This window comes from Arthrobacter sp. Soil762 (assembly GCF_001428335.1).
Classification (GTDB): domain Bacteria; phylum Actinomycetota; class Actinomycetes; order Actinomycetales; family Micrococcaceae; genus Arthrobacter.
The window spans coordinates 760,549-773,584 of sequence record NZ_LMSG01000001.1 but is presented as its reverse complement, the minus strand read 5'-3'; the positions used below and the strand labels follow the sequence as shown (position 1 = coordinate 773,584).

The following is a 13,036-nucleotide window of genomic DNA, read 5'->3' as shown; positions in this document are numbered from 1 at the left end:
GAATGAGCTTATGGACATGGAGCTGCGGCACCTGCGTTGCCTGGTTGGTGTGGCCGAAGCGGGCACGTTTACTGACGCCGCCATTGAGCTGGGCATGTCGCAGGCGGCGGTGTCGCGCAACGTCGCTGCCCTGGAGCGCGCCCTGGGTGTGCGACTCATGCACCGCACTACCAGGAGCATTGAGTTCACCGCCGCCGGCGACCGGACGGTCCGGCATGCGCGCCGTGTTCTCTCGATTATGGAGGCCATCCAGCAGGAGGCGGCCGACGGCGGCGGCACGGTAAGGATCGGCTACGCCTGGTCCGCGCTGGGCCGGCACACCACGGAATTCCAGCGCAGGTGGGCGGACGCGTTTCCCAATACGGAGCTGCGCCTCATCCGGACCAACACCCCGACGGCGGGACTGGCGGAAGGAACCAGCGACTTGGCCATCCTGCGGCGAGTCCCCGACACGGCGTCCATCAGCCTTGTCCTCATCGGGCTGGAGAGCCGCTTCTGCGCCATGGCAGCGGATGACGCCCTTGCCGGCAAGCGAAGCATCAGCCTTGCCGAAGCCGCGGGCAAACCGATTGCCCTGGACCGGCGCACCGGAAGCACGCGCCTGGACCTGTGGCCCGAAGGCCAGCAGCCGCAGCGCACTATCGCCACGGACGACGTCGACGATTGGTTGACGGTGATCGGCAGCGGCAAGGCGCGGGGCATCACTGCGGAATCAACGGCGCATCAGTACCGGCGCAAGGGTGTTGTGTACCGGCACGTGCGCGACGCCGCCCCGGTCCCCGTTTACGTCGCCTGGTCCAAGACCGACCCGCCTTCGGGGACGCAGGGCGTCGTCGAGCTGCTTGCGGCCCTCTATTCCTGAGCCGCGCGTTTGCTTCCTGACCGGGGCGTTTGGGGGATCCGTTCGTTATCCCCGCAACGGTTCGGCGCCAATCGGGCCGCCGCTGGATCCTTGTGCACCCGGAGCACCACAATTTAAGGACCAATAGTCAGGCCCAAAGGAGGGTGTGATGCGCAGTCCGGCCGTGTCGGGCGCGGTAATTCCCACAGCTATTCTGATGGCGCTGCTGCTGGCGGGGTGCGGCCCGCAGCCGGGCCCGACGGCGAGTCCCAGCCCCACGGTCACGTCCGCGGCCACCGGAACCACCACTGCCGTGCCGACGGCGGCGGTCTCGCCGAGTGCCACCGGCACCGCAGCGGCGTCGGCCGCCTGGACCGCCTACACCACGGCGGACGGCCAACTGACGTTTGAGCACCCCGCCGCGTGGAGCATCAGGGACCCGGCCGGCGAACTGCCCGAAGGCGGCGGTGCGTTCGCCGAGGTGACCAATCAGGCAGGGAAGCCGCTGGCGACACTCCGCACCAACATGGCCACCGGGTCCACGTGCCTGGAGCGGTTCCCGTACGAGGTACTGGAGGCTGAAGAATTGCCGCTGCTGGCGCAGGGCGGCGCGGCGCCCTGGTTCGTTTTTGAGACCCGCGGCAACGATGCTGCGCCGGGTCCGGCCAATACGCCGGCCGCGGCCTACGGCATCACGTCGGTCCCTGCACCGGACGGTGACTCGGCGTGCGCCATCTTCCACTTCTTCACGTGGCCGCCCACCGCTGCCATGTTCGGCGCGTTCTACAACCCCGGAAACAACGTGACGCCGGGGGCGGAGTCGCTGCCGTATCTGGAACAGGCCAAGAAGTACGCGGCAACCCCTGAGTACCGGGACATCAAACGGATGATCACCTCGCTGCGGCCAGCGGTTTAGACGGCTGGGGGTTGGGCTGCCCGGGGGCTCGAGGCGGGCCGGCTCAAGGTTCACACAAGATTTGGGAGAAACGGTCATTTCCGTGACTGCGCCCGCGCGGATTCGGTAGATTGATCTCGGTTTCGTTCCCCCCACCGAAACCCGGAAGCCCCCGCGCTCGAGTTCAACTCGCGTGGGGGCTTCCAACCAGGGGGCCTGCAGCTGGAGCTGCCGCGTCAGAGGTTGGTCATCCGTTCCCCGGCTTCGTTGTAACGGCCACCCTGAACCTGGATTTTGGCGGCGGCGTCTTCGATCTCAGCGAGTTCGTCCGCGGTCAGGGTTACGTTGGCGGCGCCGAGGTTCTCGTCCAGCCGGTGCAGCTTCCGGGTGCCGGGGATCGGGACGATCCACGGTTTCTGCGCCAGCAGCCAGGCCAACGCAATCTGGGCCGGAGTGGCGCCCTTGCGCTCCGCGATCCCGGCCAGCAGGTCCACCACAGCACGGTTGTTCTCCCTGGCCTCGGGGGTGAAGCGGGGGATAGTGGCGCGGATGTCGTTGCCGGCCTCGAAGCTGGTTGAGGTGTCGATCGTCCCGGTGAGGAAGCCCTTGCCCAGCGGGCTGAAAGGCACAAATCCGATGCCCAGTTCCTCGCAGGCGGCCAGGACGTCCTCTTCGGGGCGCCGCCACCACAGCGAGTATTCGCTCTGGACGGCGGTCACGGGCTGGACCGCGTGGGCCCGGCGGATCGTGCTGGCGGCGGCCTCGGACATGCCGAAATACTTGACCTTGCCGGCGTCGATCAGTTCTTTGACGGCGCCCGCCACGTCCTCGATGGGGACATCGGGGTCCACCCGGTGCTGGTAGTACAGGTCGATGGCGTCCACGCCGAGGCGCTGCAGTGATCCTTCCACCACACGCTTGATGACGTCGGGCCGGCTGGTGACCTTACCGCTCGCCTTGCGCTGTGCCGGGTCGATGTCCCAGCCGAACTTGGTGGCGATCACTACGTCGTCCAGGTACGGGGCGAGCGCCTCGCCCACGAGTTCCTCGTTGGCGTAGGGGCCGTAGATCTCGGCAGTATCAAAGAAGGTGACGCCGCGGTCCACGGCCGCGCGGATCAGGGCGATCATTTCCTGCCGGTCGGGCCGGTCGCTGTAGCCGCCGCTCATGCTCATGCAGCCCAGCCCGATGGCGGAGACCTCCAGGCCGCTGGTGCCGAGGGTGCGCTTGTCCATATGTCATGCTCCTGAGGTCGAAGGGAGGGCGGGTCGCACTTTCTGAGAAGTGGAGTTGCCCGTTCCAACAACGCTAACGGCGCTTCGAGACCGGCGGGAGGGCCTGTCAGTACCACCCTTCGTTGTAGTTGGAACGCGGTGGGCTGCATGATGCCGGTTTTCGGTGAGCCTGTACTGGAGATCGCCGCCGGGAGGCACTATTTCATCGGTATCAAACTGACCGGGACGGACGCGTCAGCGCGCCCCGGACGGCAATCGACCGGCTGGTACCAACACAGCACCCTCTCCATACTCGCCGGCGCCCTCCTGACCGTCACGCGGTCAAAAGGGAGCGCTACGGCGAGACCGCGCATGGGAACCACCAACCGGGCAGCAGAGCCCAATAGTGCGTCCTCAGTTGCGCGGTTTCGTCAGGGCAGAGGCCCGGCCCGTGCCGTCGTAGCCTCCCGCGGGGGCCTTGAGTCCGTAGATTCCGCCGATGGTGGGCGCGACGTCGACGGTCCGGGCAGCCTCGGAGGACACCGATCCTTTCACTACCAGCGGGCTGCCGCCTGATATGAAGAACGGGATGGGCTCTGTGGCGGGGTGACCGTGGTTGCCAGGGATCGGGTTGGACGCGACGTACGGGTCGGAGAAGCGCCAGCCCGCCCGGCAGTAGGCCACCAGGTCCCCGGCCTCGTGGCCCAGCCGCAGGTCCGCCGGCCTGTTGACCGAGAGCACGCCCTCATGCGCTCTGACCAGCTGTTCGACGGCGGCCAGTCCGGCCGCGCGGTCCGGTTCGGGGCCGGTCCAGTAGAGCAGGTCCGCGCCGCCGTTCTGGGCAATCGTGATGTTCGACTGCAGCTCCGGACGGGACTGGAGGATGAGGTTGATCGAGATGAGGTTGCTGGGGATGGACCAGTCCATGGAATGGTCGGCGAGGACCATCACTACGCTGGAGCCCCATTTGCCGGCGTTCTTGAGGTGGTCGATGAAGCGCCCCACCTGCAGGTCTGTTTCCGCCAGGGCAGCCTCACGCGCCGCACGCAACGTGGTTCCGGAAACGTCCGAGTGGCCTACGCGGTCGATGTCGCCCAGATTGGTGAACACAAAGTCCGGGTCCGGCCCGTTCACCATCGCCAGCAGGGCGTCCATGGTGGCGGCGTCGGGCGCGTGGCCGGTTACGGGAAGCACTGGCTCGGGTTCCCACCGATAGCTGGCGCGGGCACCGAAGATGCCGTAAAGGTACTTCTTGCTAAGCACGGAGCCGGTGGTGAGGCCGAGCTCCTGCAGCCGCTCCAGGAGGGTCGGGAAGTGCAGGTCCGTGGACCGGTCGAGGTCGCGGACAACGCCGTCAGTCCGGTCGAAGATGGAGTTGGCCGGCACGCCCGAGCGGTCCGGGCGGACACCCGTCATCATCATGACGTGGTTGGGGATGGTCTCCATCACCGGCAGGGAGCGTGCCGCCGGGAAATTGGTGCCGGCATCGCGGAGGGCAGCCAGCCTCGGCGTCAGGGCGGGCGTAATCTCATCCGGCCGGCAGCCGTCCACCACCAGCACGTAGCTTCGGGTCCGTCCAGCGGCGGGGGCAGCCCAGGCGGTGCCCGGTGCCGCTGAAAGGACGACGGCGGCCCCGCCGGCGGCGGCGATTTGCAGAAACTGCCGGCGTCCCGGCGTCGAAAGTCTGCTGCTGGCGGGCGTGCCCGGCTGCGGTGAACGGCTCACTGAAGTCCTCCCTGCGTCGGGGTGACTTTGCCGGAGTTGGCTTGGACGTTGAATGATGTGGACAGTGTGGCTCCTGAGCTGGCGGAGGTGCGTTCGGCGAGGACGTACCAGTCCATCCGAACGCCGGCGGCTGTCACGTCCAGGACGGAGTAGCCGTGCGAGTCGAAGTCCAGGTACTTCACGTGCGGGTTGGCCGCCTTGATGGCGTTCTCGACGCCGACGGATCCGGTCCGGGGCGGAACGTTCAGGATGTCGTCGAGGTTGTCGCTCGTGACGGAAGTGCAGACGAGTTCCGCGGCCACGGAATCGCCCGTGGCCGGGTAGCTGGCCGGATCCGCGGGGATGTCGCAGGCCCAGCCGGAGTGGATGTCGCCGGTGAGGAACACGGTGTCCTTGACGGCGTTATCCCGCAGGTGGCGGACCACGCGGTTGCGGTCCGCCTCGTAGCCGTCCCATTGGTCCACGTTATAAGGCACGCCGCTGATGCTCGTGCCGCCCATCAGCTTTTGCACACCGGCCAGTTCTGCGGTGTTCAGCGTCGAGGGAACGCGGACGGGCGCAATCATGACAGGGTTGCCCACAAGCTTCCATTGCGGGCCCGTGGACTTGAGGTTGCCCAGCAGCCAGTCCATCTGTGCGGCACCGGTGATAGTGCGGGCGGGGCTGCTGACGGAGGGATCCGCACCGTTGGCGGCCTGCTGGTCACGGTAGGAGCGCAGGTCCAGCATGGACAGGCTGGCGAGGGAGCCGAAGTCCAGGCGTCGGTACAGTTGGCCCCCCGGCTCATAGCGCACGGGCATCCATTCGGCGTAAGCCTGGTGCGCGGCGGCGATCCGTTCGCTCCACGCGCCTTCGGCGCCCTCGGTGTGGTTTTCGGCGCCGCCCTTCCAGGCGTCGTTGGCCGATTCATGGTCATCCCAGGTCACGATGAACGGGGCGGCGGCGTGCAGGGCTTGCAGGTCAGGGTCGGTTTTGTACTGGGCGTGACGGCGCCGGTAGTGCGCGAGCTGTGTCATTTCGTGGGCGGGTTCGTGGGGGCGGACGACGACGTCGCGCGCCTGGTATTCGCCGGGCCCGTATTCGTAGAGGTAGTCGCCGAGGTGAAGCACGGCGTCGAGGTCGCCGCGCGCGGCGAGGTGGCGGTAGGACGAAAAGTAGCCCGCCTGCCAGTTGGCGCACGAGACGACGCCGAACTTCAGCCGGTCCACGACCGCACCCGCCGCGGGGGCGGTGCGGGTACGGCCCGCCGGCGATACGGCCTGTCCCAGCGTGAAGCGATACCAGTAGTCGGTGGCGGGGGCTAGCCGGCCCGCGATGACCTTGACCGTATGGTCCCGGGCCGCGCCGGTGGCGGCAGTACCCCTGGCCGCGATCTTCTTGAAGCCAGCGTCCGCAGCGATTTCCCAGCCGACGGACACATCCGGGCCCAGCCCGGTGCCTGGCAGCGCCGCGGGCGCTGGTGTCACGCGGGTCCAAAGCAGCACGCTGTCCGCCATCGGGTCTCCCGATGCGACCCCGTGGCAGAAGACGCCACCCTGGGAGGCGGAAAAGCCACTTGCTGCGGTGCCGGAGACCATGGCCCCAGCCACGGCAGCGACCCCTGCTGAGCGCAGAACTTGACGACGAGTAAAGTTAGTCATGCCTTCCAGTATCCGCACGCTCAACGGGTCAGGGGGCGGCTTTTTGGCCTGGTTAGCCAGACGTTCACCCAGTGTTTTCCGTGGCGCAGTCCATATCGTGGCTTATCCAGCGCTAGGGAAGCGAGAGGTTCACAAGGGCAGGGGCCGGTTCTCGACGACGCTTTTCATGACGAGTGTGGAACTGAGGCGCTGGACGCCGGGGAGCGTGGAGATGCGGTCGTCGTAGAGCTTTTGGAAGGCGCGCAGATCCCGGGCGACCACCTGCAGGAGGTAGTCGGGATCGCCGAACAGCCGCTGGGCCTGCAGGACGTTGGGGATAGTGGCGACGGCCTGTTCGAAGGATGCGACGGTGTCGTGGTCGGCGTCGCGCATGGTGACGAAGACGAGGGCTTCGAAGGTGAGGCCCAGGGTTTCGGCGTCGAGGTGGGCGCGGTAGCCGCTGATCGCGCCGGACTCTTCCAGCGCCCGCAGCCGGCGGTGGCAGGGCGAGAGGCTGAGGTTGACGCGCTCGGCGAGCTCAGTCAGCGAGAGGCGGCCGTCCATCTGCAGCTCGGCAAGGATTTTCCTGTCAACGTTGTCCATGGAGAATATTCTTCCCCATTAGGCGCCTGAAGGGGGAGAAGTTGGAAGCGCCTTTGGGGCTGACTTTCCTAGGCTTGGAAGAGACCTTCGGACACTCCGCGGGTCAGCTTGCAAGGAGATGGAATGGCATTTGGTACTGTCGCGGCGTTCTGGGCGGTGTCCTTCCTGTTTGTGCTGACCCCTGGGGCTGACTGGGCCTACGCGATTTCGGCGGGGCTGCGGCACCGGACGGTACTGCCCGCCGTCGGGGGTTTGCTCTCGGGGCACCTGGCAGCCACCGCCGTGGTCGCCGCCGGCGTGGGGGCGGTGGTGGCCGGTTCACCTGTGGTGCTGACCGTCCTGACGGTGGCCGGTTCGGCGTACCTGGTCTGGATGGGGATCGGCATGCTCCGGAGCCCCGCCATCCCGCAGGCCGGAGAGGAACAGGCCTCCGGCTCGTGGTTCCGCCAGACACTCAGAGGCGCGGGAATCAGCGGACTGAACCCGAAGCTTTTCCTGCTGTTCCTGGCCCTGCTGCCGCAGTTCACGGACCCCGGCGCCCAGTGGCCCATGGCCGGGCAGATCGTGGTGCTTGGTTTGGTTCACGTGGCGAGCTGCGCCGTCGTCTATACCGGGGTGGGCGCCGGCGCCCGGATAGTGCTGCGCACCCGGCCCGCCGCGGCACGGACGGTGACCCGGATCTCCGGCGCCGCGATGGTGGTGATCGGGCTGTTCCTCCTCGTGGAGCAGCTGATGCACTGACCAAGGAAGAGTCGACGGCGGCACATCACCGAAGACCCCTAAGAACCATCAAAGAACCCAGGAGTACCCTTGCGCCCCGAACAGCTTCACCGGACCTATCTTGACCTCACCACCCCGCACGTCGCAGATGCCTGCATGCGGCTCGGCATCGAAGTCCGCTGCGCCCCGCCTGGAACCGGCCCGCTCTGGAGCGGCACGCACCTGGCCGGCAGGGTCCGTCCGGCCCGGCACTACGGCAGCGTTGACGTCTTCCTCGAGGCCATCGAACGCGCCAAACCCGGCGACGTCCTGGTGGTCGACAACGGCGGCCGCCAGGACGAAGCCTGCGTCGGGGACCTCGTGACGCTGGAGGCGAGCCGGGCAGGGCTGGCCGGCATCCTCATCTGGGGTCTGCACCGCGACACCACAGAGCTGCGGACCATCCGCCTGCCGGTCTTCAGTCAGGGGACGCTGCCGGTGGGCCCGCAGCGGCTGGACCCACGTGACCCCGATGCGCTGGTGTCCTGTTCATCCCGCTCAGCCGCGCCGCCGACGTCGCAGAAGTGGCCGCCGCGATCCGGGACACGGAACGCTCCCAGGCGGCGAAAATGCACATGGACACCACATTCCGGTCTCAGGCCCGTCTGGGGGCGTACCTCGCAGCCCGCGCCGCGGACCCCAGCTTCACCTTCCGTCAGCACCTGCGTGCGTTCGGGGGAGAGATCGAAGAGTAGCCGCTGGCTTCGGCGCGGTTGGGGCCGGTTTCAGCTGCTCTCGGTTCCTCAAGGCTCACTATGGATCTATGGACGCCCGCCGGTTTCCACCACCGGCTTTTGCCGTTTGCCCAGCGATAGCTTGGGCGTCGCGGCAACGAGGAGGGCAGCCACGGCCACCGCGGCGCTCAGGATCAGGCCAGGCCGGTACTGTTCCAGCATCGCGGCCGCATCGACGGCGGCACCTGCCTCTGGCGCGTTGCCGTGACCGCTCACCATTGCCGTGGTGACGGCCAGCACCAGGGCGGCGCCGACTTGGGTGCTGGTCTGGATCAGGCCTGCGGCCAGACCTTGCTCGGAATCACGGATGCCAGCGGTGGCCTGGACGTTGATGGACGGGAAGGCCAGGGCGAAACCGACCCCCAACAGCAGGACGGACGGCAGAATGTCGGTCACGTAGTTGGGCGAGGTGCCTACTCGAAGGAACAGGACGTATCCGAGCGTCAACGATGCCAGTCCGGTCAGGATCAGCCGAGGGGCGCCGAATCTCTCGATGAGCCGGTCCGCGAAGGGTGCGCTCGAGGCAACCAGCAGGCCGGTCGGGAGCAGCGCCAGGGCCATGCCCAGGGGGCTCCATCCCAGCACGGACTGCAGGTAGAGCGTCAGGATGAACTGGAAACTCAGGTAGGAACCGAACAGCCCCACGGCACTGAGATTGGCCCGGGCAACCCAGCCTTCCTTGAGGATGCTGAACCGGATCAGGGGGTGTTTGACGCGGTTTTCGATCACGGCGAACGCTGCCAGCACCGCGGTGGAGGCCACGAATCCGGCGATAGTTGCCACAGATCCCCAGCCGTTCCCCGGCGCCGCTACCAGCGTGTACACCAGCCCCAGCATGCCGCCCGCGAGCGTGATGGCGCCCCAGACGTCATGCCCGCTCTCTTGCTCCCCGGTTGTATCCTGGCCTGCGGCCTGGCCCGCGGCTCCGTCCCGGGGGATGAACCTCAGGCCAAGGATCACAACGGCGACTGCCACCGGAACGGAGACCAGGAAGGTCCAGCGCCAGCTCAAGGAGGTCATGAGGCCACCTACAACCAGGCCGAGGGAGAATCCACTGGCGCCGAACGTGGTGAAGATGGACAAGGCGCGGTTGCGCTCGCGCCCTTCAGCGAAGTTGGTGGTGATGATCGAGAAGGCAGCGGGAGCCGTGAATGCGGCGGCCAGGCCCTTGACGAAACGGGTGGCGATCAGCAGGGCCGGGTCATCCACCAGCCCGCCGAGCAGGGATGCTGCGGCGAAAACGCTGAGCGCAATCAGGAAGATGCGCCGCCGGCCGAGCAGGTCCGCCATGCGACCGCCCAGCAGGAGCAGGCTTCCGTAGCCGAGCACGTAGGCGGAGACGATCCACTGGAGGGATTCGGTTCCGAGATGAAGTTCGGTGCCGATCGAGGGCAGGGCCACACCGACCATTGATACGTCCAGTGCGTCGAGTGCCAGAACGGTGCACAGGACCAGGAGGAGCATCCATTGTGCACGGGTCCAGCGCACAGCTGTAAGCCGGTCTCCGGCTGTTCTTTCAAGGGTTGAAGTTGAAGTCATGGCAACAACTTATATGACACGTCATTGAATGACAAGGAATATTATGACGTGGACTTTTAATTCGTCATGAACTAGAATCGCTGCATGGCAAAACCGCAGGACCGCCAGTTGGTTGAGCAATGGCGCAGCATCCAGACCACGTACTTTCACACGGCGGGGGCGCTGGAGCGTGCGCTGGAGTCGAAGTTCAGCATCGGCCTGACGGAGTTTGAAATCCTGGACCTCGTGGCCGAAAGCACCGACGCGGCATGCCGCATGAAGCAACTCGGTGAGCGCACGCCCATGACCCAGAGCGCCATGTCCAAGGTGGTGGACCGGCTCGACAAAGCCGGACTGATTTCCCGCCAGTCCTGCGCAGATGACCGCCGCTCACTGTTCCTGGAACTCACCGACGCCGGCCGCGCACTCCACAGGCAAGCCGCCATCGAACACCGCGCCCTGCTCAGGGAAAACCTCGGCAAATACTGACCAAGGCGGACGTTTCCCAGTGAAGCTGAGCCCGCAAGGGTGTGAATCATTACCGCCGACAACTGACCATCTGTTGCCTACACCGGAGGTCCTGGCGGGCCTTTCCGTAGGGAACGGGCCAAGGTTGTCGCGGCCGCCGAGTCAAGTGACGGGGACGACGCGTCCGGTCCGAGGTCGGTAGCTGGCGGTACCCTTCGCAGCCTGGTCGCAACCTTTGAAGTTCTAGCATGGGGCCAGGACGAAGACGTCTGTTTTCCAGAGGAGTGACCATGACTGTTTATGTACAGCCCGGCCAAGAAGGATCCAAGGTCCAGTTCAAGGACCGCTACGAGAACTGGATCGGCGGAGAATGGGTGGCTCCAACGACCGGCCAATACATCGAGAACGTTTCCCCGGTGAACGGAAAGCAATTCACCGAGGTGGCCCGCGGCGCCGCCGCGGACGTTGAGCTCGCGCTCGATGCCGCGCACAAGGCCGCACCGGCGTGGGGCAAGGCTTCGGCCACAGAGCGCGCCGCCGTGCTGAACAAGATCGCCGACCGGATCGACGCGAACCTGGAGATGCTCGCCGTCGCCGAATCGTGGGACAACGGCAAGCCCATCCGCGAAACGTTGAATGCGGACATTCCCCTCGCTGCGGACCACTTCCGCTACTTTGCCTCCGCCATCCGCGCCCAGGAAGGCCGGCTGTCCCAGCTCGACGACGACACCACGGCCTACCACTTCCACGAACCCCTCGGCGTCGTGGGCCAGATCATCCCGTGGAATTTCCCCATCCTGATGGCCGTCTGGAAGATGGCTCCTGCCCTCGCGGCCGGCAACGCGGTGGTGCTCAAGCCCGCTTCCAACACCCCGGCCTCCATCCTGGTCCTGGCGGAACTCATTGCGGACCTGCTGCCTGCGGGCCTGCTGAATATCGTCAACGGCTTCGGGGCGGAAGTGGGTAAGCCGCTGGCCTCCAGCCCGCGGATCCGCAAGATCGCGTTCACCGGCGAGACCTCCACCGGGCGCCTGATCAGCCAGTACGCCAGCCAGAACCTGATCCCGGTCACCCTGGAACTCGGCGGCAAGAGCCCGAACATCTTCTTCAACGATGTTGCCGAATCCAACGACGCGTTCTACGACAAGGCGCTGGAGGGCTTCACCCTGTACGCCTTCAACCAGGGCGAAGTCTGCAGCAGCCCCTCCCGCGCCCTCGTCCAGGACGGTATCTACGATTCCTTCATGGCTGATGCCGTGGCCAGGACGCAACAGATCATCCAGGGCAACCCGCTGGACACCAACACCCAGATCGGCGCCCAGGCATCCGTGGGCCAGATGGAGAAGATCCTCTCCTACATCGACGTCGGACTCGAAGAGGGCGCCACAATCCTGGCCGGCGGTGCGCGGACGGAGCTAGATGGGGACCTGGCCGGCGGCTATTACGTCCAGCCGACCATTTTTGAGGGTCAGAACAGCATGCGGATTTTCCAGGAGGAGATATTCGGCCCGGTGGTCTCCGTTGCACGCTTCGGCGACTACAAGGACGCAGTCAGCATCGCCAACGACACCCTGTACGGCCTTGGCGCCGGCGTCTGGTCGCGTAACGGCAACGTGGCCTACCGTGCCGGCCGCGAGATCCAGGCCGGCCGGGTGTGGGTGAACAACTACCACGCCTACCCCGCCGGGGCAGCGTTCGGCGGCTACAAGTCCTCAGGCATCGGCCGTGAAAACCACTCCATGATGCTGGACCACTACCAGCAGACCAAGAACCTCCTGGTCAGCCACTCAGAGAACAAGCTCGGCTTCTTCTAGCCCGGGCAGATAGCACAGCTAGCGTTCAACAAACTGGTACCACGAAGGGGCTTTTACATGACGAGAATGCTGATTATCGGACCTCCCGGTTCCGGAAAAGGAACACAGGCCGAACGGATTTCGGAGCGCCTCGGTGTAGCCGCGGTCTCCACCGGCGACATCTTCCGCGCCAATGTGAAGGGCGAAACTCCTCTTGGCATCGAGGCCAGGAAGTACATGGACGCAGGGGACTTCGTTCCGGACAGCGTCACCAACAAGATGGTCCGGGACCGCCTCAGCGAGTCCGACGTCGAAAACGGCTTCCTCCTGGACGGCTACCCGCGCACCACGGCGCAGGTGGACTACCTTGACGGGATCCTCGCGAACAGCGAAGAAAAGCTCGACGTCGTCCTGCAGCTCACTGCCGATNGACGGCTACCCGCGCACCACGGCGCAGGTGGACTACCTTGACGGGATCCTCGCGAACAGCGAAGAAAAGCTCGACGTCGTCCTGCAGCTCACTGCCGATGACGAGGAACTCGTCTCGCGCCTGTTGGGCCGTGCCAAGGAAACCGGCCGGAGCGACGACAACGAAGCCGTGATCCGCCACCGCCTTGACCTGTACCACGAGCAGACCGAAGCCGTTGTGGCCAAGTATGCCGAACGCGGCATCCTGACCCAGGTTGACGGCATCGGCGGGGTCGGCGAGGTCACGGACAGGGTGATGAGCACGCTCGGAGATCTTCTTAAGGTCTCCGCCGTAATCGGACGGTAGTACCCAACCGCCTGCACCGCTGATGAGTAGCGGTGATCGAGCCTGTCGGAAACCGCCACCGGAATCCGACAGGCTCGACCTGGCTGTACGGG

11 protein-coding genes and 2 pseudogenes are annotated in these 13,036 nt (G+C 66.0%); 8 read left to right on the top strand and 5 right to left on the bottom strand.

The features are described from left to right. Positions 1–10: 10 nt before the first annotated feature. Together ASG77_RS03590 and ASG77_RS03585 are read left to right on the top strand one after the other, a co-directional pair. Positions 11–862 (top strand): LysR family transcriptional regulator, encoded by an 852-nt coding sequence (locus tag ASG77_RS03590; RefSeq protein ID WP_056341122.1) that lies wholly within the window; start codon positions 11–13, stop codon positions 860–862. A 148-nt stretch (positions 863–1,010) separates the two neighbouring features. Then, the gene (locus tag ASG77_RS03585) at positions 1,011–1,757 is read left to right on the top strand and encodes a hypothetical protein (protein WP_056341120.1); all 747 of its coding nucleotides are present in this window, start codon (positions 1,011–1,013) and stop codon (positions 1,755–1,757) included. 215 nt (positions 1,758–1,972) lie between these two features. Here ASG77_RS03585 and ASG77_RS03580 read toward each other — a convergent pair whose 3' ends face one another. The 4 genes from ASG77_RS03580 to ASG77_RS03565 all read right to left on the bottom strand — a co-directional run bounded on the left by ASG77_RS03580 (position 1,973) and on the right by ASG77_RS03565 (position 6,897). Further along, a complete protein-coding gene (locus ASG77_RS03580) occupies positions 1,973–2,971 on the bottom strand; it encodes an aldo/keto reductase (RefSeq protein ID WP_056341118.1) in 999 nt (332 codons plus the stop codon). Positions 2,972–3,364: 393 nt separating this feature from the next. Then, positions 3,365–4,675, bottom strand: coding sequence for an alkaline phosphatase family protein (locus tag ASG77_RS03575; RefSeq protein WP_056341117.1), 1,311 nt, complete (start codon positions 4,673–4,675; stop codon positions 3,365–3,367). Next, positions 4,672–6,315: an alkaline phosphatase D family protein gene (locus tag ASG77_RS03570; protein ID WP_056341115.1), complete on the bottom strand. Its 1,644-nt coding sequence runs from the start codon at positions 6,313–6,315 to the stop codon at positions 4,672–4,674. The genes ASG77_RS03575 and ASG77_RS03570 overlap by 4 nt, the downstream gene beginning before the upstream one ends. Positions 6,316–6,444: 129 nt before the next feature. Beyond that, complete coding sequence (locus ASG77_RS03565) at positions 6,445–6,897, bottom strand: Lrp/AsnC family transcriptional regulator (protein WP_056341113.1); 453 nt, start codon at positions 6,895–6,897, stop codon at positions 6,445–6,447. A gap of 123 nt (positions 6,898–7,020) precedes the next feature. Here ASG77_RS03565 and ASG77_RS03560 point away from each other — a divergent pair, with 123 nt between their 5' ends. Beyond that, complete coding sequence (locus tag ASG77_RS03560; protein ID WP_056341111.1) at positions 7,021–7,638, top strand: LysE family translocator; 618 nt, start codon at positions 7,021–7,023, stop codon at positions 7,636–7,638. A gap of 135 nt (positions 7,639–7,773) precedes the next feature. Next, positions 7,774–8,088, top strand: a pseudogene (locus ASG77_RS22890) (RraA family protein); the annotation flags it as partial. A 329-nt stretch (positions 8,089–8,417) separates the two neighbouring features. Here ASG77_RS22890 and ASG77_RS03550 read toward each other — a convergent pair. Beyond that, positions 8,418–9,929, bottom strand: a complete 1,512-nt coding sequence (locus tag ASG77_RS03550; protein WP_056341109.1) for an MFS transporter — start codon at positions 9,927–9,929, stop codon at positions 8,418–8,420. Between the two features lie 84 nt (positions 9,930–10,013). Here ASG77_RS03550 and ASG77_RS03545 point away from each other — a divergent pair, with 84 nt between their 5' ends. The 4 genes and pseudogenes from ASG77_RS03545 to ASG77_RS22400 all read left to right on the top strand — a co-directional run. Next, positions 10,014–10,397 (top strand): MarR family winged helix-turn-helix transcriptional regulator, encoded by a 384-nt coding sequence (locus tag ASG77_RS03545; protein ID WP_056341107.1) that lies wholly within the window; start codon positions 10,014–10,016, stop codon positions 10,395–10,397. 269 nt (positions 10,398–10,666) lie between these two features. Further along, positions 10,667–12,190 (top strand): acetaldehyde dehydrogenase ExaC, encoded by a 1,524-nt coding sequence (gene exaC, locus ASG77_RS03540; protein ID WP_056341105.1) that lies wholly within the window; start codon positions 10,667–10,669, stop codon positions 12,188–12,190. A gap of 57 nt (positions 12,191–12,247) precedes the next feature. After that, positions 12,248–12,598 (top strand): annotated as a pseudogene (locus ASG77_RS22405) (nucleoside monophosphate kinase); the annotation flags it as partial. A gap of 1 nt (position 12,599) precedes the next feature. After that, on the top strand, positions 12,600–12,944 hold a 345-nt coding region (locus ASG77_RS22400), incomplete at its 5' end, for a nucleoside monophosphate kinase (protein ID WP_235564266.1). Between the last annotated feature and the right edge of the window lie 92 nt (positions 12,945–13,036).

Bases quoted from the DNA above. Each gene is read 5' to 3' on its own strand.
- ASG77_RS03590 (WP_056341122.1), top strand. From the start codon at position 11: ATGGACATGGAGCTGCGGCACCTGCGTTGCCTGGTTGGTGTGGCCGAA.
- ASG77_RS03585 (WP_056341120.1), top strand. From the start codon at position 1,011: ATGCGCAGTCCGGCCGTGTCGGGCGCGGTAATTCCCACAGCTATTCTG.
- ASG77_RS03580 (WP_056341118.1), bottom strand. From the start codon at position 2,971: ATGGACAAGCGCACCCTCGGCACCAGCGGCCTGGAGGTCTCCGCCATC.
- ASG77_RS03570 (WP_056341115.1), bottom strand. From the start codon at position 6,315: ATGACTAACTTTACTCGTCGTCAAGTTCTGCGCTCAGCAGGGGTCGCT.
- ASG77_RS03565 (WP_056341113.1), bottom strand. From the start codon at position 6,897: ATGGACAACGTTGACAGGAAAATCCTTGCCGAGCTGCAGATGGACGGC.
- ASG77_RS03560 (WP_056341111.1), top strand. From the start codon at position 7,021: ATGGCATTTGGTACTGTCGCGGCGTTCTGGGCGGTGTCCTTCCTGTTT.
- ASG77_RS03550 (WP_056341109.1), bottom strand. From the start codon at position 9,929: ATGACTTCAACTTCAACCCTTGAAAGAACAGCCGGAGACCGGCTTACA.
- ASG77_RS03545 (WP_056341107.1), top strand. From the start codon at position 10,014: ATGGCAAAACCGCAGGACCGCCAGTTGGTTGAGCAATGGCGCAGCATC.
- exaC (WP_056341105.1), top strand. From the start codon at position 10,667: ATGACTGTTTATGTACAGCCCGGCCAAGAAGGATCCAAGGTCCAGTTC.